Here is a 20,893-nt window from a genome sequence, read left to right on the forward strand (position 1 = left end):
AGATCGACAAAGATGGGGAAAACTAAAGAAAAAAATATGTCTCATTAGCCCACTGAAGGGTTGATGGATTGTAGATCTCTGAGGGAGAGGGGTTTTACAAGGTAACCTTTTACATTTTTGAATTCTGCAGAACGGGCCTTGTCAGTGGGGTCAATGGAAGAGGTAAGGATATAGATGGGAAGTTTGGCATATTTGGGGTGTTTGCTTATGGCATTTAAAAATTCCCAGCCATCCATGACGGGCATATTCAAATCTAAAAATAACATATCGGGGTCCACACTTCCGTCTAGGAGCGCATGGAGAGCTTCCTCTCCATTTTGGAATCCATGAATTTCGTCCGCAAAAGAAAATTTCTCCATCAAAGTTTTGATGAGAAATGTTGTAATCACATCATCTTCAACTAGATAAATCATACTTAATTGTTTCATAAATTACGAATAGAGCCGAGCGTATTTTCTGGAAAAAGAAAAAGAAAGCAAGAAATAAACCATCTTTAAAGAGTATGGGGTGAAGTTAAAATTTCAGGCCTAAGGATTTCTTTTAATTTTTTTTCTTCTAAGAGACCAAGTTCAAGAACAATAGATTCCACCGATCGGTTCTCTAGAAGGGCTTTCTTTGCTACAAGGGTTGCATTTTCGTACCCAATGTACGGATTCAGGGCCGTGGCAAGACCTGCCGAATTTTTCACTCGAGATTCTAAAAGTTCCCGATTGGCCGTGATTCCATTGATACAATTAATCTCTAATGTTTTGCAACCGGCTGTTAGGTGTTCAATGCTTTTGAATAGACTATGAGCAATGATTGGTTCGAAAGCATTCAATTGGAGTTGTCCAGCTTCTGCAGCCATGGTGATAGTGATATCGTTACCAATCACTTCATAGGCAATTTGATTGACTACTTCTGGAATGATGGGATTTACTTTGCCTGGCATAATGGAAGAACCTGCCGCCTTTGCGGGAAGATTGATTTCGTTAAACCCACCTTGTGGCCCACTAGAAAGAAGTCTTAAGTCATTACATACCTTCGAAAGTTTAGTCGCAATCCGTTTGAGTACTCCTGATAACTGGACAAAGGCTCCGGTGTCTTGTGTGGCCTCGATTAAATTTGGTGCTGCGATTAGACTAAGGCCTGTATCATTGGATAAAATATCAGTGACAATTTGTGAATATCGAAAGTCAGTATTGATTCCCGTTCCAATGGCAGTGGCACCTAAATTGATTTCCCCAATGAGAGAGGTTGCTTCTTTTAACCTACTAATATCTTCACCTAACATTACTTCGTAGGTGGAAAATTCTTGTCCCAAAGTCATTGGAACCGCATCTTGTAATTGGGTTCTTCCAATTTTTAGGATATCTTTGAACTCTTCTGATTTTTTGCGAAAAGAGGTTTGGAGTTCCTCCATAGCCTTAAGTAATCCTTTGATAGCAAACACTGCTGCAACCTTGATGGAAGTGGGATAAACATCATTTGTACTTTGTGACATGTTGACGTCATTTAAAGGATGTAAATGTTCATATTCTCCTTTTCGAAATCCGTTCATTTCCAGAGCAATATTTGTGATTACTTCATTGGCATTCATGTTTGTAGAAGTACCTGCACCGCCTTGGATTACATCCACAACAAACTCGGAATGAAATTCTCCCGCAAGAATCCGATCGCAGGCATCGGTAATCATTTTTGTTTTTTCCTTTGAGAGTTGGCCCAGTTGCAAATTGGCTTTGGCTGCTGCCTTTTTAATATAGGCCAAGGCACTCACTAAGTTAGGATAGGTTCCGATCGTTTTTCTGGTAATGGGGTAGTTTTCTAAGGCTCGCAAGGTATGGATGCCCCAATAGGCAAGAGCGGGGAGATCTCGTTCCCCCAAAAGGTCGTGTTCTCTACGCGTGGATTCGTTCATAGTTTCCTAAATTCTCTTGGATAGGACGAAAGATACTCGACCAAATCCAATTGGGAAGAAGATTTATGTTGCCGATGTTTAAAATCAGATTTTTGCTCTTCCCTCTAATCTTTTTCAATTTCCTCTTTACGCTGGTAGCAAAGGAAAAACAGCCAACGGGAGTTTCTTGCAAACAAAAAGAAGAAACCGTGAAAACCATTTTCCAACTATTACCTGAATCGGAAAAATCTTGTCACGATATTGCCAAACTTGTGCTTACCGAAGAAGATGAGGAAGGCGAAAAATTGGACAAAGAGTATTCCGAACTTTTTTTGAAAGTATGCGAACTCAAACGGAAAAAACTTTCCTTAGAAGAAATACGTGAAAACCTTGGGATCGCAAAACAATGTGCCATTGCGGTAAACGTATCGAAAAAGAATTGATTCTTTGGGAGTTTGGTTTATCCTTCTCGCAAGTTTTATGCTAAAATACTATACAGTTCTTTTTATCTTCCTTGTCCCAATGGCTCTCCTCCCATGTGACCCTTTCCCTTCTAAAACATTAACACCTATCGACCATTCGTCGAAAGAGAAAAGTTTTAATGAGTTTAAAAACAAATTCCAGAAGATTCTGAAATCCAAAGACCGAAAAGCTTTGGAAGAGGTTATCGATAAGGACATTCATTTTTCTTTTGGTGGAGAAGCTGGGAAAAAGGATTTTTTAAAATCATTCCAACTAACAGAAAAACCATCTTCCTCTAACTTTTGGGAACTAATGGAAGAAGTTGTCAAATTAGGTTTTCGCCAGAACAAAGAAGGGCAAATGGTTGCCCCTTATTTCTTTGAAACCTTTCCAGGTGATTATGACCCCTTCACTCATTATTTGGTCATTGGAAAGAATGTGAATGTTAGAGAAGATGCTACCAAAGAATCAAAATCAATCGCACAGCTTAGTTACCAAATTGTGAGAGCAGAAGCAGATGATTTGGATGGCCGGCGACTCGAAAAAGAAAGCAATTGTAATTGGAAAAAGATTTGTACTCCACAAGGGAAACCTGGGTATGTTTGTGATCGGTTTTTACGTAGTCCTCTGGACTACAGAGCATTCTTTGAAAAAAAGAAAAACAATTGGGTTCTCACTATCTTTATTGTAGGCGATTGACCGCTGTTAATTAAAGATTTCCTATAGTTTTTTCTTGAAACACAAGTATGGATGATTTAGATTTGGTGAAACCATTATCCAAGGAAACATTTATGTTAAAAAAATTACTTTTTGTTGCTTTAGCGTTTTCGCTAACTAACTGCTTGATCTTAAATCCTGCAGGTGCAACGATCGATCGCGAAAAAGGTTCTGTTGTGGCTTCCCGAATCACAGATGCGGCGATCCAAACGGATCTAATCAATTCTACTGTTTTGGCAGGAAGAGCTAGTGTTTCAATTCTCAGTTTGCTTGCGGCAGATATTGCTAATATTGATTCTGCAAAGTACTATGTAAAAGCAGATGTGGATCAGTGTGTTTCTGAGATTCAAGGGTTCAAAGGTTTTTTACTCGGGTCTACAATCACTAATATCATTTCTTGCCAAGATTTGAAAACCGATGGTTATCTCACAGGAGACCCATTCCCAACTTTCTAATCTAAATTTTGTTATTCCCTGCCTCTTTTTTTCAGAGGTAGGGAACTCTCCCTCGATCTTCCGGGTCATATACGCCAAACAAACAAGGAAGGTTTTATGATCTCTCTCAAACGAGTTTTAAAAATTACAACAACGGTCGGTCTTGTATCGATTATGGCATTTGCTTTTGGAAATTGCCGTGGGCATAAAGATTTCGAAAAACGAATTGAATGGGTAGCTTCAAAACTTACATCCAAACTCGATTTGGATGATGCTCAAAAAGCTAAACTGGAAACCATCAAAGCGGAACTCATTGCCAAACACAAGGAAATGAAACCAAAACAGGAATCTTGGGCGAAAGAAATGGCTACCCAAATTCGGGCTGAAAAAATAGACACAAAGTTATTGGATAAAATGAGTATAGAAAGAGAAGCTCGCCACCAAGAGATGCGTAAGTTTTTTCAAACCAAACTTGTAGAATTCCATGCGGTTTTAAAACCAGAACAAAGGGAAAAATTTGCAGATCTAGTGGAACGTTTCGCAAGTCGCCACCAACCACCGGAAGAGTAAACAATGCCAGAGTTTGACTTCGAAACAGTAGTCAAAGAAACCAAATATTTGGTACTTAAAACGGTCGGTGACACTCTCATCGACCGTTTTGATGATGCTACAGAAGATGTAGTTCAGGAAGTATACTTTCGTGCTTTTAAATCTTTGGAGAAAGGTGGTTTTGATGGAAGGTCTAAAATTTCTACTTGGATCTACACCATAGCTCGTAACGAAGCATTACGTTTGAATGAAAAACGATTGCGAGAAGAAGAGAAAGCAAAAAGGTACTTAGTAAAAAACAAAGTCCAACTTTCGGGACAAAGGGAAGAGGCTAGATGGGAAAAAGAAGAATGGATCGAATCCATGCTTGACAGGATCCCTGAAGTGTATCGCCAAACCTTACGTCTCTATTTGTCTGGCAATACGATGGAAGAAATTGCGAAGGAATTAGAGATCCAACAGGGAACAGTGAAGTCACGTTTGTTTCGTACCAAAGAATGGATCCGCAAACACATACCAGGAGGGAAAAATGAATTCCAAGAATCCTAAAAAATGGGAACAACTATTGAATGATTCTGATTTTGAATTACGATTGGTAAGACAAACCAAAGCTAGAATCAGAACAGAGAAGACAAAACGAAAAATTTATGTCGCTTTAGCTACCTCTTGTTTAGCCTTTTCCCTATTATTTTTCAATGAGTGGATCATCGAACCAAGTGAACTATCAACTAATGTCCATTATCTGGTAGACGAACTAAGTTCAGAATCGATTGTGAGTCTGAGTATGGATTGACATTTATCAATGATAAAAGTCATGAAAGAGAACAGGAGGTTTTTTTAAAAAGAGTGTGATTTTGTTTTCCTTTGCGTCATAATTAAGTGAAGGGAAGTGAAAAATATGAACGCCTGCATCCTATACCTCAACAAAAAGCGAATTGAGATGATCAAGTTTGAATCAGACCAAATGCGATCTAAAACTTGGGAAAAACCAATGGAATCGGATGTTTGGGATTTTGAGGACATCACCAAAACCTTACAATCACCAAGCGAGGTGATTCTTGTTGGAGAGTCGGAACTGAATGCTCAGTACAGAAGATGGCTCGTAAATCATGATAGAAACTTAGCAAAAAAACTCATTGCTGTGATAGGCAATAACAATGACACCAATATCAACCAAGACTTAGTAAGTCACTTCAAAGAAAAATACTTTCGAGGAAGAGAATTTTCATTTTAGGCTAAGTGAGTATTTGTAGTTAATAACCAAACAGTAGTTTGTCTAGAGGAAAATCCGTAGGATACAAGAGTTATAGTAAATGATCGCAAGATTCACCATGTGCATGGAAAAACAATCGGTAGAGTAAAAAACTAAGAGAAGTTAGAATCACAAGAGTACCAAATGCAGGAATCCATTTCGGTTGGATGTGCTGCCTCCATTTTCCCACTATGAAACTAAGGCCAGTGAGTGCGGGAACCGTTCCCAAATAAAAGAAAAACATCACAAGTCCTCCCGTGAAAAGGTTCCCCGTCGCAAAGGAAGCGGCATAGGCTGGATACAATACACCACAAGGGAGTAGGGCACTCACGATTCCGATTCCAAATCCAAGTCCGTTTTTGCTAAACCGAGAACGAACTTGTTCTAAAAACTTTCGAATCCCTTGGGGCAAAGTACCAAAGGAAGAGCTTGATTTAAAAGAATAGGTTCGAATTGCAAATACAATTAGGAAAATGAATGTGAAAACTCCTGCGACTCCTTTCACTGCAGTTAGATCTCCTAGGGCATTGGCTCCTTTGCCAAGAAAGCCAAGCACCATACCAAGAAACGTATAAGAGATCACACGGCCAAGATGGTAGAGATAAACGGGAATGGACTTTCCTTTTTCGGTCTGTAAAAGGGAAACAAAGGGACCGCACATCACCAAACAATGAAAACTACTGACGAACCCATAAACAAGTATGGATCCAAAGAAGCTAAGATTTGCTAGTTGGTCCATCAGTTTGATTTGGTTTCGACTTACTTTGTGGGTATTCTTCTTCTTCGAAGAACATTCTATACTTTGGAGATTCTATATCTTCAAATTGACCTTTGCGAAAGGCAGTGATAAAGACATAAAGAAAGAAGGCGGCAATACACATTGCCATAGGGATGGTTAAGTAGAGGGCTTCCATTGGGGGATCCTAAATCTAATGGATAGAGAATTGAGAAGAACTGTCAAGCTCGAACATGCCATAAACACAGCACAGATTACAGGTAACATAAGTCCAAACATGGCTAGAGGCAACATGATGGAATTATAACAGAAAGATATGATGATATTTTGTAAAATCACCTCTCTTGTTTTTTTTGCAGAAAGTAGGGAATGAACAAGGCCATTCAAATTTCCAGATGTCAAAACCACATCTGATTTTTCTAATGAGAGATCTTCTGCTTCTGTATGAGAAATGGAAACATTAGCCTGTGCTAAAGACAAACTATCATTGATTCCATCTCCCACCATAATGACAACGTTCCCTTTTTCTTGAGAAGTAGTAATGAGATTTCGTTTGTCTTCAGGAGAAAGATCAGAAGAATATTTTTCAATTCCGAGTGATTCTGCAATGTACTTCACAGCAGCATAACGATCACCCGAAAGGATCGAAATGTTGGGAACAAAGTGTTTGAGTAAAGAAACAAAAGAACGAGCACCGGGGCGGATTTCATCGGCAAGTAAAAAACTTCCCATATATGTTCCATTCACTGCAAGTAAAATTAAGGATCCTTCCCCTTCGGGAATTTTTTCCATGGGGACATGTTCTTTTTCTAGTAAACTTTTGTTTCCTATGAGAACCGAAATTGTTTTGGAATCTATTTTTAGTTCAGCTTTCACACCACGCCCAGGTATGTTTTCTAAATGAAGCAGTTGGATGGAGTTTGCTCTTTTGGTTACAGAGCTAAGTGGTTCTAGATACTTCACAAGTGATTTGGCCAAAGGATGGTTTACCTCTTTTTCTATTCGATAAACAAGTGGTAGGTGGTCATCGGAAACAGAAACTTGTCTTACTAAAAATTTACCTTCTGTCAGAGTCCCTGTTTTGTCCAAAAAGATTGTATTTGCTTTTGCTAATGCTTCTACAACAGAAGGATTTTTTAAAAGTACACCTTTATCTGCATTCAGAATATGATTGGTTACAAGGGCAGTCGGGACAGATATTCCCAAGGCACAAGGACAGGCCACAATGAGGACAGAAATTGTTGTCACAAGGCTTTGTTCTAGGTTCCCACCGGAAACAAAGTACCAAACAAAAAAACAAAGAAAGGCGAGTCCAAAGACAACGCTAATAAAATAGGAAGCGATCCTTTCTGTTAGGATTTGTAATTTCGGTTTGAGATGTAAGGCTTCTTCTAGTCTGAGTTTGAGAGAAGAAAGTGTAGAAGCATGGTAATCTGAACCTGCAACGATTAAGGCAGGATTGTCCATTGTAAGAGAACCAGCAAGGATACTGTCTCCTTGTTTTTTCCGAATGGGTAAGGACTCACCAGTAAGAAAGGATTCATCTACATAGGTTTGTTCGGAAACAAGGATGGCATCGATCGGAATTCGTTTTCCTGGAGCCACACGGATTTTATCGCCAATTTTAATTTCACTACTGGGAATGGTTTCTTCCCCAGAATCTTTCACTCGAAGAGAAGTCTCTGGGAGTTTGCATAGAATGGATTCTAATTTATCGGAAGCAAAGACTCTGGCTTTTTCTTCAAAATACTTCCCTATGAGAATAAAGAAGTAAATCATTGCCACTGAATCAAAATATACCTCACCTACATCAGTGAGAGTTACATAAACAGAATAAAAATAAGCCATGGAAATTCCTAAAAATAATAGAAAGTCCATAGAAAGAGTGCGTCGCCTGACGCTTGTTAAAAATCCAGACATAAACGGATATCCGGAATATAAATAAGCTGGGGTGGCAAAAACCCAAGAAGCATAATGGAAAAGACGTTTGATTTCTAAATCAATTCCAGTGAAGTACCCAGAGTATAAGGCAACACTGAGGATCATAATATTTCCAAAACAAAACCCAGCGACACCAATGCGAAGGAGTAGGGTTTTGAGTTGTTTTGTTTTTTCGAGAGTTCCCTCTGTTGGGGAAAAGAGGATTGGTTTGTACCCAATGGCACGGATGAGAGATAAAATCCGAGAAATTTTGATTTTAGAGCGATCGAACCGAACCCGAGCACGACCAGAAGCAAAATTGATTTGAGCTGATAGGATTCCTTCCTCTTCATTTAGAACCTTTTCATTAATCCAAACACAGGCAGAACAATGGATGTTTGTGATTTGGATAGAAACTTCGGAATGATCTCCTGAGTTGCGAACAAACTTCTCATATACGAGTTCGTTTTCAACATCCAAATCAGATTCATCTATGTTCACAGGGTCAAGTTTTGTATTCCCTTTTAAGTTATAATAATAACTTCCACCGAGTGAGTTGATGATGGAATATACAGTTTCGCAACCTTCACAACAAAATACTTTGGGTTCATTTCCGACCTTTGCTTCAATCCGCACCAAACGAATCGGATTTCCACAATGGTCACATTCGGTTTTGGTTAGGTCGGAAATGGTTTCATTCATCGAACGGAAATCTTTCCTTCCCTTTCAAAGGATTTACCATCAATATCTGCAACCAGTCGTAAATTCCAAGTGCCCTTTTCCAATAGAGGAATTTTTCCACTAAATCCATTGGCGTTTGGTTTTAAGTTATAATGGACTGTGTTTTTTGTAGTCGCATTTCGTTCTAAATACACGATCAGCGACTTTGCATTTGTAATCGTTCCGCCCTTTTCGAGTTGGACTGAAATCTCAGATTCCCCAAACGGAATGATGGATAAATTGTCCCAATTAGATTTTAAAACATAACCTTGTTTCAATAGTTCCTTTTGGTTTTCGATCGCCTTTTCGTAGTTAAGTCCGATTTCGTAATAGTTTTTATCCATGACGGGTTCAAAATTTTTGTAAGTAAGTCTGATGGTGTAAAACGTAGCTGCCACTAGAGCGGTAAAACTAAAGAGTACCACATACATGGCGTTTCGTAGACTTGGGTGCAATTCTTTAAACATCATTACCTCCTTGGTAATGTTAAGGAGAGTTTTTTCTCCAATCGTTCATCTGGATCCTGTGCGTTGTTTAACACAATGGAACCTGGTAAATATCCTTCGTTTAGCTCTTGTTCGGTGAGAGATTGTGTCTCTAATACCACAGAGATACTTTTAATTTCGCCTGATCCTAATTTGAATTGGTTGTTTACTTCGCCAGAACGAATCAGAATCTCTTTTCCATGCCTTGTATCAAAAGCAGAAAGATGAAATTCTTTTTCAACCGGTGCTATGTTTTGAATGCGTAGAGCCACAAAAGCTCTGATTTTATTTTCAGGAATGAGAATCGGAGGCATGGATTTATTGGAAGCGGCAATCATCGACATAGGGCTACGTGTGATGAGTTGGACGATTGCTCCTGAAATGACCACTGTCAAAAGAATTGCATAGATCACAGTCCTTGGACGAATCCATTTGATTTTGGCTCCGGTTTCAATCTGTTTGAGTGAGAAGTATCCAATCAGTGTTTTTTTATTTTCTTTTGCCATGATGGATGTGCATGCATCTACACACTTCCCGCAGGCAACGCAGCCTACTTGTAGCCCATCGCGAATATCGATTCCCGTGGGACAAACCACCACACACATATTACAAGAGATACAATCCCCAATTTTGGTTTTTCCATCTCTACGAGGTTCCCCACGTTTGAAATCATAAGTCACATTCCAAGAGTGTTCATCCATGAGGAGAGTTTGGAATCTTGCATAGGGGCAAGCATAACGACAGAACTGCTCTCGGATAAATCCGATGTCAATAAACATAGCCGCTGTAAAGAATAATGTAAAATAAAAGTAAGTTTGTGAAAATGCAGCAAAACTTAAATAGTCGGCTAACATTTCATAAGGACTGACAAAGTAAGCAATCCAATGGAAAGAAGCAATAAAGGACACAACGATCCAAAGAAAATAAACACTAAGTTTTCCGTGAAAAGACGCATCCTTCTTTCCATATTTTGAATCCAAAACAAACCGACCAATTCTATCGAATAGATCGGTATAAATTGTTTGAGGACACCCCCATCCGCACCAAACACGGCCAATGACGGAGGTGAAAAAGAAAAGAGAGAGACCCATTGTCAGAAGGAAAAACCATAAGATGAGTCCTTCTTGTGGGATAAAAAGACCACCAAACAGGTGAAACATCCTGTGAGGGATGTCCAGTCGAATGAGTGGGCTACCTTCCGGTAACACCACCCAAGGAGCTCCTAAAAATAATCCTACGAGAAAACTCATAACGAAGTTTCTCCGTGTTCTTACTTTACCTGTTTGTGGTCTTGAAATGATCATCTTTATTTAGCCTTTACCAAACTACTATTTTTAGTGGCAATCCATGCCATTACAGCATAGACTTTTTCAGCACCTAAACCTTCCCAAGCAGGCATTCCCCCTCGGTTGAGTTTTTGTCTTTCAGGTCCAATTCCTTTCATGATGTTGTTAAACACTTCTTTATCAGTGTTTCCATGAATCCAATCTTTATCAACAAGACTCGGTCCTACAGCACCTTCTGCAGTGGGGCCGTGGCAAGCGGAACAAATTTGTTTGTATGTTCCTTCGCCTTCTTTGATTGCAACTGCATCGTCACGGTAAGGGTTGGATCCATCTTCTGCGTTCACAACAACTGCTTGTTTGGCTGGAAATTGAGCTTCATGTTCTGCAACTTCTTTCTCAAATGCAACTTCTTGTGGCCATTCAGAATACCAGTGAAAGTATACAACATAACCTATGGAAACGATGATACTGATGAGCCACACCAATTTCCACCAAGTGGGCATGGGGTTATCGGCTTGGAAGATTCCGTCTACTTCTTTTGGTTCTTTCATTCGTATTAATCCTCCTCAAGCATTCTATACTTGGGTTTCTCCATTTCGTCTTTCGTACGTTTTTTATAAACGTAGTAGGTGATGTAAGAGATTGCTATCACGAGTATCGGCAATCTCAAACTTTTATAAACGAGTAGAATGTCTGCATCGTTCATGATATTACTTCATACCTTTTTGCAACTCAGCAGAATCTCTTCCCAGTTTTTGCAAATAAGCAACGAGTGCTTGTCCTTCGGTTTTGTCCTTTAGAAGAGAAGGTGCATTCGCAAAGTCTTCTTCAGTGTAAGGAACTCCGATGGATTTAAGAGCTTTCATATTAGATACAACTTGTTCTACATCAACCTTATGTGATTCTTCAAATAACCAAGGGTAAGCTGGCATAATGGAGTTAGGTACCCCACCTACAGTTCTTGGGTTGATCAAATGGTTTTTATGCCACTCATCAGAACGTAACATTTGAGATTCATGCGCTAAGTCCGGACCTGTACGTTTAGATCCCCAAAGAAAAGGGTGATCATAAACATACTCTCCACCTTTTGAATATCCAGTTCTGCCGTAAGCCTTGGTTGGGTCAAAACGATCCACTTCCCATTTAAAAGGTCGAACCATTTGAGTATGGCATCCGATACAACCTTCTCTTTGGTAAGTGTCACGGCCTGCAAGTTCCAATGCGGAATAAGGTTTTACAGTGGAAATTGGAGTTACCGTTTTAGTTAGAAAAAACGGTGGGATGAGTTCAAAAAGTCCACCAATTACAACAGCAATCGTTGTATAGAGAGTAAACTTAACACCCTTTGTGTCCCAATGATCTGCAATTTCTGAAAACCAATCTAAGAATTTGTTAAATCCAAACATTATGATTTCACTCCTATACGTAAGTCTTGTTCTACAAACCCACTATCTTTGTTTTGAATGGTTTTGATAAAGTTATACACCATTAGTATAATTCCTGTTAGATAGAGTGTTCCACCGATCGCACGGAAAAGTCTAAATGGTTTTAAGAACTCTACAATTTCTACCCAGTCTTTATATACGAGTTCACCGTTTTCTCCAACCGCTCTCCACATAGAACCTTCTGTAATTCCAGACACCCACATAGAAATAATGTAGAGTAGGATACCAAGTGTTCCGAGCCAGAAGTGTGCATTGGCAAGTTTTTCGCTATAGAGATTGGAATTCCAAAGTCTTGGCACAAGATAGTATAAAGCAGCGGCAGACATAAATCCCACCCAACCGAGTGTTCCGGAGTGAACGTGACCTATGATCCAGTCAGTGTTATGTCCAAGTGCAGAAACCGCACGAATGGAAAGAAGTGGACCTTCAAATGTAGACATACCGTAAAAAGTGACTGCAGCTAACATCATTTTGAGGGTAGCATCCACTTTGATTTTATCTTTTGCTTGGGTCAGTGTGAGGAATCCATTCAACATACCACCCCAAGAAGGCATCCATAACATGATGGAGAATACCATCCCTGTTGTTTGTAACCATTCTGGAATTGGAGAATATAGTAAATGGTGAGGACCTGCCCAAATATAGATAAAGATTAACGACCAGAAATGGATGATCGAAAGTCTATGAGAGTAAATGGGTTGTTTGATGTGTTTTGGGAGGTAATAATACATAAGTCCCAAAAAAGGAGTCGTAAGAACAAAGGCTACTGCGTTGTGTCCATACCACCATTGGATGTTGGCATCAAACACACCTGCATATACCGAGTAGGACTTTAAGAATCCTGCTGGGATCACAATGTTGTTTACGATAAAAAGAAGTGGAACTGTTACGAAGGAAGCGATGTAGAACCAAATTGCTACATACATTTGTTCTTCTTTTCGTTTGATTACCGTCATCAAATAGTTTGCAAAGAAGATTACATACCATACAACAATCAATAAGTCGATAGGCCATTCTAATTCGGCATATTCTTTTGATTGGCTGTATCCAAGAGGTAAGGTAATTGCTGCAATAACAATTGTTAGGTTATACAATGCAAGGTGTATTTTGGAAAGTGTGTCATTCCACATTCTGGTTCGGCACAGTCGTTGTACTGTATGGTACGCTGTGGCGAAGATAACGCTCAATGCAAATCCAAAAATGGCAGCATTGGTATGTAGAGGTCGTAACCTTCCGAAGCTCGTCCAAGGTAATTCAAAATTCAGCTGTGGATATACAAGCTGGAAGGCAATAATGACACCGAATGTCATTGATGCGACGCCCCAGACTAACGCTGAAATGATAAACCCTTTTACGATGAAATCGTCATATTGAGTTTTTTCCGTAGCCAATGTTTCTCTCCTTAATCTTTATCAGTTCCATTTGTATAGAGAACTAATTCCTTTGTATATAAAAGGACGAAGAAAGGAAAGAAAAACAGATTGGTGTTCTACGGCTGACCCCTTGATATTTGTCAAGGGGTCAGTTGAGACTTAGAATAAGTCTAATAAGTGAAGGTGCTGAGGACTTACTTTCTAACAGCAGTTAGAAAGTATATTCATATCCTAATTGAGTACGGTGTTCGATACCTCGATCTCCTGCAATTGCAGTAGGGTGGTATCCCACACGCTCCACTGAAGAATGCATAAAGAATTTTTCTTTCCGTGTATCATCCACACTAAGTCCAGAACCTGTTGGGTGAAAGTAGTAAGCATCAAAGATATTCCAGAAATACACAAGAAGAGTTGCCACACCGATGTATTGCATTTCTTGGTAATGGCGTTCCACAGACTCTCTTTGTCCTTTGAAAGGACCAAGTTGGCTTGCCACCACTGCTTCTGCAGGAGACACAGTCGCTGTACCTTGTGGGGTAAAAGCGGCACGGATCAAACCGTTTGTTGTATAAGGATTTTCTAAATTGTTGTAATCGCGTTTCGCATTCAAATACATTCGATGTTTATCGTATGTGAAAAATAAACCGACAGCAATGATCGATGGATAAACAAAGGCTTGTACCTTTCTACCTTGTTTCCACTGGCCCCAACCTGGGAGGACTGCAGATCGCCAAGCGGCACCTGTTTTTGTTAGGTTTTTGCGGTCGGCTTCTGCGAGTTTGGCGTCTTCTTCTTGTTTGCGTTTGGCTTCGGCCTCAGCAGTTGCATTTTTTGCAGCTAATTCTTTTTCTAATTTAGCTGCATCTTCTTGCTCTTTTTTGAGTCGTGCTGCGTCTTCTTTTTCTTTTTTAAGCCTTTCTTTTTCTTCTTCTGCTTTTCTGAGTTTGTCTTCCTCTGCTGCAGTTAGGTGGTCTTTGTATACCACTTTAAGGATGTCGGTTTTGTTGAGAACAACAGTAGTCCCGTCTTCTTTTCGAATTTTTAGCTTATATTGGTCTTGTTCGATTACCTTACCTTGGAGAGTTCCCCCTTTTTTGAGAAGGATGTTCTCAGCGGATAGGTTACTTGCGAGCACTACCAAAAGTGTTGCGAATTTAATGAATTGTGTAATAGTCAGTTTCAAGGGTATCTCAAGTGTTGGAATATTATATAACAATCTCTATAGTGCTACTAGCTACGTTTCAATTGATCTCTCCAATGATTTTTGCAATTTGGAAGTTAGGCAAGAATTTTTTTGCAAAAGAAGGTTTGAAAGTAAGCCCACATTTGGAAAGAAATTATCCCTGTTACGACAAGGTCTGTTCCAAATGTGGTTCGTAAGATAAGAGGTTTTATCCCTCTACTTCTTGCGTTAGGAAGTGGTGTACTTGGTCAGCACACTTCCTTCCTTCGGAAATGGCCCATACAATGAGGGATTGCCCCCGTCTTACGTCGCCGCAAGCGTACACTTTCGGTACAGAAGTTGCAAAAGATCCCGGTTTTGTTCCGAAATCTGCCTTTACATTCCCCCTACCATCAAGTTCTAGTCCTTCTTTTTGCAAATCTGCGAGTAAACCCTCTTTGACGGGATTCACAAATCCCATCGCTAAGAATACTAAATCCGCAGGCCATTCAAATTCAGTTCCAGGAACTGGATTGAATTTCCCGTTTTCTTCTTTTACTTCCGATCCGTAAATCGCAGTGACTTCGCCTTTTTCATTGGATTTAAAACCCATTGTAGAAACGGCCCATTTTCGACTGACACCTTCTTCATGTGAGGTGGAAGTTCGAAGCATTTTAGGGTAGAGTGGCCAAGGAGTGGAGGAATCTCTCTCTTTTGGCGGTTCTGGAAAAAGTTCAATTTGAGTAACTGATTTTGCACCATGCCTGTTGGATGTTCCCACACAATCAGAACCTGTATCTCCACCACCAATTACAATGACATGTTTGTCTTTTGCATCGATAATCTCGATTGCATCACCTGCTACATGTTTGTTGTTTTTGGACAAAAACTCCATAGCATAGTAAACACCCTTGCTCTTTCTACCTTCGACAGGTAGGTCTCTTGGAACTTCCGATCCACAAGCGAGAACCACGGAATCAAAATCAGCTAATAATTGCTTGGCGGTAATGTCTACGCCAACGTTTACATTGGTTTTGAAAGTAACACCTTCTGCTTCCATTTGTTTCATTCGTCGGTCAATGTGACGTTTTTCCATTTTGAAGTCTGGAATTCCATAGCGGAGTAGGCCACCTATACGATCATTTTTTTCAAAGATAGTTACGGTATGTCCTGCACGAGCTAACTGTTGTCCTGCAGCAAGACCTGCTGGTCCAGAACCAACTACAGCAACTTTTTTACCCGACTTGGAAACAGAAGGTTGCGGGATGACCCATCCTTCTTCCCAAGCACGATCAATGATGGTTCTTTCAATCGACTTAATGGAAACAGGTGGTTCAATGATACCTAAAGTACAAGCGGACTCACAGGGAGCAGGGCAAAGCCTTCCTGTAAATTCAGGGAAGTTGTTAGTTTTGGAAAGATTTTCCCAAGCCTCTTTCCAGCGACCTCGATAAACAAAATCATTGAATTCGGGGATGAGGTTATCTACAGGGCAACCTGTATCACCATGACAAAAAGGAATCCCACAATCCATACAACGAGCGCCTTGGTCTTTGGCAACAGTCTCAGCGAAAGGTTTTTCGAACTCTTTATAGTTCTTAACTCTTTCCTTCGGTTCAATTTTCTGAAGGTATTCTTTTTTAAATTCTAAAAATCCTGTTGGTTTACCCACGAGCTGTTACCCCCTCTTTGTTTTGTTTTCCCGATGCATTTTCTTCGGCCATTTTTTCTAGAGCTTTTTTATAATCTCTCGGAATCACTTTGATCATTTCTTTGACAACGATGTCCCATTTCGCGAGAACTTCTTCTGCTCGTTTGGAACCTGTGTATGTTTTATGATCTTCTACCATCTTTTTCACTTCGGCAATTTCGGATGCATCAGTTAACGGATCTAAGTCGACCATTTCTTTGTTGATGAGAGCTTCTTTGTTTGTCTTTGGATCCCAAAGGTAAGCAATCCCACCAGACATACCCGCAGCAAAGTTTCGTCCAATGTCTCCGAGGATGACGACTCGCCCACCGGTCATATATTCACAACCATGGTCACCCGTTCCTTCGACAATGACATGGGCCCCTGAGTTACGAACACAGAATCTTTCCCCAGCAATTCCATTGACATAAGCATTTCCGCTGGTCGCTCCAATAAAACAAGTGTTACCGATCACGATATTTTCTTCTGCTTTATAAGGAGCTGTTTTTGGAGTTTGGAAGATGAGTTTTCCGCCACAAAGACCTTTCCCAACATAGTCGTTTCCTTCCCCAACCAAACGAAGTGTCATCCCTTTGGTAACAAATGCACCAAACGATTGTCCTGCGGTTCCTGTGAATTCGATATCGATCGTATCTTCAGAAAGACCATCCACTCCATATTTTTTTGTTACTTCGTGGCTGAGCATTGTTCCTACGGAACGATTTAGGTTCACAATGGATGTTTTGATTTTGACCGGTTGTTTGTGGTCAATCGCTGGAAGTGATTTACGAATCAGTTCGTTGTCGATTTGTTCATCCAAATGGTGGTTCTGCTCTTTCGTACGGAAGAGTCCCGTAGGGAAGACAGGAGTTGGCCTATGGAGGACTTTTGTAAAATCTAGTCCGCGTGCCTTCCAATGGTGGTGAGGTCGTTTGAACTTAATTTTTTCCACTTGGCCAATCATCTCTTCGAAAGTTCTAAATCCAAGTTTCGCCATGATCTCGCGCACTTCTTCTGCAACGAAAGTCATAAAGTTTACAACATACTCTGGTTTGCCGGTAAATTTACTTCTTAAGAATTCATCTTGAGTCGCAACCCCCACAGGGCATGTATTCAAGTGGCATTTACGCATCATGATACAACCTACGGATACTAGAGCAGAAGTAGAGAATCCAAATTCTTCAGCTCCAAGTAGGGCACCCACTACCACATCTTTTCCGGTAAGGAGTTTTCCATCGACAGCGAGATAGACCCGGTCACGAAGTCCATTGGCGACAAGAGTTTGGTGAGTTTCTGAAAGTCCGAGTTCCCAAGGAGTTCCTGCATGATGGATGGAAGAGATAGGACTTGCTCCTGTTCCCCCTTCATGTCCAGCAATCAGGATATGATCCGCATGAGCTTTCGCAACACCTGCTGCAACAGTTCCTACACCCGATTCAGAAACTAATTTTACTGAAACTCTTGCTCTAGGATTTGAGTTTTTTAAATCGAAGATGAGCTGTTTTAAATCCTCAATCGAATAAATATCATGGTGAGGAGGAGGGGAGATCAGTGTCACACCAGGGGTAGAGTATCGGAGCCATCCAATGTATTTGTCTACTTTGTGCCCTGGAAGTTGTCCACCTTCTCCTGGTTTTGCGCCCTGTGCCATTTTGATTTGAATATCATCGGCATTGGTTAGGTATTCCATTGTCACACCAAATCTAGCTGATGCCACTTGTTTGATCGCCGAACGCATGCTATCCCCATTCGGAAGAGTTTTGAACCTGACAGGATCTTCTCCACCTTCTCCCGTATTGGATTTTGCACCAATTCGGTTCATTGCGATTGCAAGAGTAGTATGTGCTTCCCAAGAAATAGATCCATGGCTCATCGCTCCCGTTTGGAAACGTTTGAGAATGGACTTCACTGATTCCACTTCTTCAATCGGGATTGCTTTGGATCCTTCAAAGTCGAGATGGAATAAACTTCTAAGAGTGATTGCCTTTTCGTTCTGGTTATCAATGAGGCTAGAAAACTCTTTAAAAGTTTTGTAGTCGTTATCTTGTGTTGCTTTCTGGAGTTTATGTACAGTAATCGGAGTATAAAGATGGCTATCGCCATTTTTACGGTAATAATGAACACCACCTGGCTCCAAGTTATTTGGGAAGAAGGTTGGATCATAAGCAGCTTTGTGGCGACGAACGGTTTCTTCTTCCAACATCTCCAGAGAAAGACCTTCAATTCTTGATTGGGTTCCCGCAAAGTAAGTGTTGACTAACTCAGAATCAAGACCAACCGCCTCAAAAATTTGGGCACCACAATACGATTGTAATGTGGAAATCCCCATTTTGGAGAACACTTTGAAAAGTCCTTTTCCAATGGATTTTATGTATTTCTTTTTGGCATCTTTGTAATTAGGAACTTCTGGAAGTAATCCTTGTTGCGATAAATCGGCAATGGTTTCAAAAGCAAGGTATGGATTGATGGCGTTGGCACCATAACCGCATAACAAAGCAAAGTGCGCGACTTCTCTCGGTTCCCCAGATTCTAATACGATCCCAGCTTTTGTTCTGAGTCCCTCTCGGATCAAATAGTGATGAAGTCCTGCTACTGCAAGTAGGGAAGGAATTGCTGCCTTTTTTTCACCCACACCATGGTCAGTTAAGATGATGAGGTTCACCCCTTGTTCCCGAACTGCTTTTGCCGCATCGGCACAAACACGATCCAGTGAGTTTCTCATATCATGTTTTTTGGATGGATCAAAAAGGATTTCAAAAGTTTTGGCCTTAAAATGCCCTTCACTGATTTGTTTGATCTTTTCAAAATCTTCGTTGGTGAGAATAGGATGTTCCAACTCCAAACGGTGGGCATGTTCCGGTTCTTCGGAGAGTAGGTTCCCTTCTGGCCCAATGTATGTGGTAAGTTCCATCACCAATTCTTCACGGATTGGATCGATAGGTGGGTTTGTAACTTGGGCAAAGTTTTGTTTGAAGTAACGGAATAGAGGTTGTGGTTTTTCACTGAGTACAGCTAAAGAGGAGTCCACACCCATAGAGCCAATTGGTTCTTCTCCAGAAACTCCCATCGGTTTGATGATGGTAAACACATCTTCATGAGTGTAACCAAATGCTCTTTGACGTTCTAAAATGGTTTCGTGTTGCGGCTGTTTTACGTTCTCAGGATCAGGCAATGATCCCAAACGAATCATATTGTCTTCTACCCATTTACGATATGGTTTTTGAGTAGCGATTTGTTTTTTGATTTCTTCATCGTCAAGGATTTGTCCTTTTTCCATATCGATGAGAAGCATTCTGCCTGGACGAAGACGGTCTTGGACTAAAATTTCTTCTGGTGGTAAGTTGAGAACTCCTGCTTCCGAAGACATGATCACTTCATCATCTTTAGTGACTACGAATCTTGCGGGACGGAGTCCATTTCTATCGAGAGTGGCACCGATGATTCGACCATCAGTAAAAGCAATGGCAGCAGGTCCATCCCAAGGTTCCATAAAAGTGGCATGGTATTCGTAGAACGCGCGTCTGTCGGCATCCATAGCTTTGTTTTTGGACCAAGCTTCCGGAATCATCATCATCACAGAGTGAGGTAAAGACCTACCTCCCATGACTAATAATTCTAGAACTGTATCAAAAGTAGCAGTATCAGACTGACCTTCCATAACTATCGGAAGCATTCGACGTAGTTCATCCCCATAGAGTGGTGATTGCATTACCATTTGGCGAGCAGCCATCCAGTTCATGTTCCCACGAAGTGTATTGATTTCACCATTGTGAGCAATCTGGCGATAAGGGTGAGCCAAATCCCAAGTAGGGAAGGTGTTAGTCGAAAATCTTGTATGAGTCAAACAAAAGGCAGAAGTTAAATCAGGGGATTTTAAATCTTCGTAGAATTTTTTAACTTGGTCACCGAGTAACATCCCTTTGTATACGATAGTACGTGAGGAAAAACTAGGAACGTAGTACTGTGAACGATCCAATTTCATTTCCGAACGGATTCGTCTGTCTATCAGGCGACGGATGAGAAACAGTTTTCTTTCGAAATCGTCCGAAGTTTTGATTTTTTTGGATTTTTTACCAATGAATACTTGTTTGAATACAGGAATTGTTTTGGAAGCAACTACTCCCGCATATTCCTTGTTTACTGGAACATCTCGGAATCCAAGAAATTCTTCCCCTTCGTCAACGATGATTTTTTCAATCACGTTTTCAACAGCGGTTCTCACTTCTGTGTTTTGCGGTAGGAAAAGAAATCCAACAGCATAATCACCTTCTTTGGGGAGGGTGAAGGGAAGATTCTTTCTAAAAAATGCATCGGGAATGTTGATCATGATCCCGGCACCGTCTCCGGTTTTTGGATCAGCTCCCTCTGCCCCTCGGTGTTCGAGGTTACACATCAGGCGGATCCCTTTGTCAACGATGTCGCGGGAACGTTTGCCTTTATAATTTGCGATAAAACCAACACCACAGGAATCTTTGTCCATGGCAGGATCATACATACCTTGGGCCTGTGGGCCGAGCGGCGGAAGGATGGGTGGTTGGTTAGATTTTGACATACGTACCCTACTCTAAAGCAATTACTGTACCTTGTTTTTGAATTTGGATGTACTGTCCAATTATTTTGTTTTCAGCAAAATGATTTATTTTTAGGCAAAATCAAACGTCCGGAAATGTATATTTTTGGTACAAGTCGATTACATTGTGTACATTTTGCTTATTTTGAAAACTTGATTGAATTCTGTCTAAAAAAACTTAGAGTACAGGAAACAAGCGAACTGCAACTTCCATAG

At 40.5% G+C, this 20,893-nt stretch carries 21 protein-coding genes; 7 read left to right on the forward strand and 14 right to left on the reverse strand.

Going from position 1 to position 20,893, the window contains the following annotated elements:
- Positions 1-44: 44 nt before the first annotated feature.
- Both LEP1GSC203_RS19050 and LEP1GSC203_RS19055 read right to left on the reverse strand, forming a co-directional pair.
- Entirely contained in the window at positions 45-428 is a 384-nt protein-coding gene (locus LEP1GSC203_RS19050) for a response regulator (RefSeq protein ID WP_039938494.1), read from the reverse strand.
- Between the two features lie 65 nt (positions 429-493).
- Positions 494-1,897 (reverse strand): aspartate ammonia-lyase, encoded by a 1,404-nt coding sequence (locus LEP1GSC203_RS19055; RefSeq protein ID WP_002975804.1) that lies wholly within the window; start codon positions 1,895-1,897, stop codon positions 494-496.
- A gap of 65 nt (positions 1,898-1,962) precedes the next feature.
- Between LEP1GSC203_RS19055 and LEP1GSC203_RS19060 the strand changes: the two genes are divergently transcribed.
- The 7 genes from LEP1GSC203_RS19060 (at position 1,963) to LEP1GSC203_RS19090 (ending at position 5,272) form a co-directional block, all read left to right on the forward strand.
- Positions 1,963-2,319, forward strand: coding sequence for a hypothetical protein (locus LEP1GSC203_RS19060; protein ID WP_002975632.1), 357 nt, complete (start codon positions 1,963-1,965; stop codon positions 2,317-2,319).
- Between the two features lie 37 nt (positions 2,320-2,356).
- The gene (locus LEP1GSC203_RS19065; protein WP_039938497.1) at positions 2,357-3,037 is read left to right on the forward strand and encodes an SH3 domain-containing protein; all 681 of its coding nucleotides are present in this window, start codon (positions 2,357-2,359) and stop codon (positions 3,035-3,037) included.
- 92 nt (positions 3,038-3,129) lie between these two features.
- Positions 3,130-3,510 carry a TIGR04452 family lipoprotein gene (locus tag LEP1GSC203_RS19070; RefSeq protein WP_039938527.1) on the forward strand — a complete coding sequence of 127 codons (381 nt, stop codon included), beginning with the start codon at positions 3,130-3,132 and terminating at the stop codon, positions 3,508-3,510.
- A 96-nt stretch (positions 3,511-3,606) separates the two neighbouring features.
- Positions 3,607-4,059: a Spy/CpxP family protein refolding chaperone gene (locus tag LEP1GSC203_RS19075; RefSeq protein ID WP_002975751.1), complete on the forward strand. Its 453-nt coding sequence runs from the start codon at positions 3,607-3,609 to the stop codon at positions 4,057-4,059.
- Between the two features lie 3 nt (positions 4,060-4,062).
- A complete protein-coding gene (locus LEP1GSC203_RS19080; protein ID WP_002975712.1) occupies positions 4,063-4,587 on the forward strand; it encodes an RNA polymerase sigma factor in 525 nt (174 codons plus the stop codon).
- Entirely contained in the window at positions 4,568-4,831 is a 264-nt protein-coding gene (locus tag LEP1GSC203_RS19085; protein WP_002975636.1) for a hypothetical protein, read from the forward strand. The genes LEP1GSC203_RS19080 and LEP1GSC203_RS19085 overlap by 20 nt, the downstream gene beginning before the upstream one ends.
- 147 nt (positions 4,832-4,978) lie before the next feature.
- Positions 4,979-5,272, forward strand: a complete 294-nt coding sequence (locus LEP1GSC203_RS19090) for a hypothetical protein (protein WP_002975589.1) — start codon at positions 4,979-4,981, stop codon at positions 5,270-5,272.
- Between the two features lie 70 nt (positions 5,273-5,342).
- On the opposite strand, the gene LEP1GSC203_RS19095 is transcribed toward LEP1GSC203_RS19090, so the two are convergent.
- The 12 genes from LEP1GSC203_RS19095 to gltB form a co-directional block, all read right to left on the reverse strand.
- Positions 5,343-6,029 (reverse strand): sulfite exporter TauE/SafE family protein, encoded by a 687-nt coding sequence (locus LEP1GSC203_RS19095; protein WP_002975726.1) that lies wholly within the window; start codon positions 6,027-6,029, stop codon positions 5,343-5,345.
- Positions 6,007-6,204: a cbb3-type cytochrome oxidase assembly protein gene (locus LEP1GSC203_RS19100; protein WP_002975779.1), complete on the reverse strand. Its 198-nt coding sequence runs from the start codon at positions 6,202-6,204 to the stop codon at positions 6,007-6,009. The genes LEP1GSC203_RS19095 and LEP1GSC203_RS19100 overlap by 23 nt, the downstream gene beginning before the upstream one ends.
- Positions 6,186-8,648, reverse strand: coding sequence for a heavy metal translocating P-type ATPase (locus LEP1GSC203_RS19105; RefSeq protein ID WP_002975653.1), 2,463 nt, complete (start codon positions 8,646-8,648; stop codon positions 6,186-6,188). Before LEP1GSC203_RS19105 ends, LEP1GSC203_RS19100 begins: the two co-directional genes overlap by 19 nt.
- Positions 8,645-9,136 (reverse strand): FixH family protein, encoded by a 492-nt coding sequence (locus tag LEP1GSC203_RS19110; protein ID WP_232225949.1) that lies wholly within the window; start codon positions 9,134-9,136, stop codon positions 8,645-8,647. The genes LEP1GSC203_RS19105 and LEP1GSC203_RS19110 overlap by 4 nt, the downstream gene beginning before the upstream one ends.
- Positions 9,136-10,455, reverse strand: coding sequence for a cytochrome c oxidase accessory protein CcoG (gene ccoG, locus LEP1GSC203_RS19115; RefSeq protein ID WP_039938500.1), 1,320 nt, complete (start codon positions 10,453-10,455; stop codon positions 9,136-9,138). The genes LEP1GSC203_RS19110 and ccoG overlap by 1 nt, the downstream gene beginning before the upstream one ends.
- Positions 10,456-10,457: 2 nt before the next feature.
- The gene (locus LEP1GSC203_RS19120; protein ID WP_002975696.1) at positions 10,458-10,988 is read right to left on the reverse strand and encodes a c-type cytochrome; all 531 of its coding nucleotides are present in this window, start codon (positions 10,986-10,988) and stop codon (positions 10,458-10,460) included.
- 5 nt (positions 10,989-10,993) lie between these two features.
- Positions 10,994-11,143 carry a hypothetical protein gene (locus tag LEP1GSC203_RS19715; RefSeq protein ID WP_002991638.1) on the reverse strand — a complete coding sequence of 50 codons (150 nt, stop codon included), beginning with the start codon at positions 11,141-11,143 and terminating at the stop codon, positions 10,994-10,996.
- A 4-nt stretch (positions 11,144-11,147) separates the two neighbouring features.
- On the reverse strand, positions 11,148-11,843 hold the full coding sequence (gene ccoO, locus LEP1GSC203_RS19125; RefSeq protein ID WP_002975765.1) for a cytochrome-c oxidase, cbb3-type subunit II: 696 nt from the start codon (positions 11,841-11,843) through the stop codon (positions 11,148-11,150).
- A complete protein-coding gene (ccoN, locus tag LEP1GSC203_RS19130) occupies positions 11,843-13,273 on the reverse strand; it encodes a cytochrome-c oxidase, cbb3-type subunit I (protein WP_039938502.1) in 1,431 nt (476 codons plus the stop codon). The genes ccoO and ccoN overlap by 1 nt, the downstream gene beginning before the upstream one ends.
- A 193-nt stretch (positions 13,274-13,466) precedes the next feature.
- On the reverse strand, positions 13,467-14,438 hold the full coding sequence (locus LEP1GSC203_RS19135; RefSeq protein WP_039938503.1) for an LA_0442/LA_0875 N-terminal domain-containing protein: 972 nt from the start codon (positions 14,436-14,438) through the stop codon (positions 13,467-13,469).
- Positions 14,439-14,646: 208 nt separating this feature from the next.
- Positions 14,647-16,089, reverse strand: a complete 1,443-nt coding sequence (locus tag LEP1GSC203_RS19140) for a glutamate synthase subunit beta (RefSeq protein WP_002975730.1) — start codon at positions 16,087-16,089, stop codon at positions 14,647-14,649.
- On the reverse strand, positions 16,082-20,659 hold the full coding sequence (gltB, locus tag LEP1GSC203_RS19145; RefSeq protein ID WP_002975665.1) for a glutamate synthase large subunit: 4,578 nt from the start codon (positions 20,657-20,659) through the stop codon (positions 16,082-16,084). The genes LEP1GSC203_RS19140 and gltB overlap by 8 nt, the downstream gene beginning before the upstream one ends.
- Between the last annotated feature and the right edge of the window lie 234 nt (positions 20,660-20,893).

It is taken from the genome of Leptospira terpstrae serovar Hualin str. LT 11-33 = ATCC 700639, from assembly GCF_000332495.1.
GTDB classification, from domain to species: Bacteria; Spirochaetota; Leptospiria; order Leptospirales; family Leptospiraceae; genus Leptospira_A; species Leptospira_A terpstrae.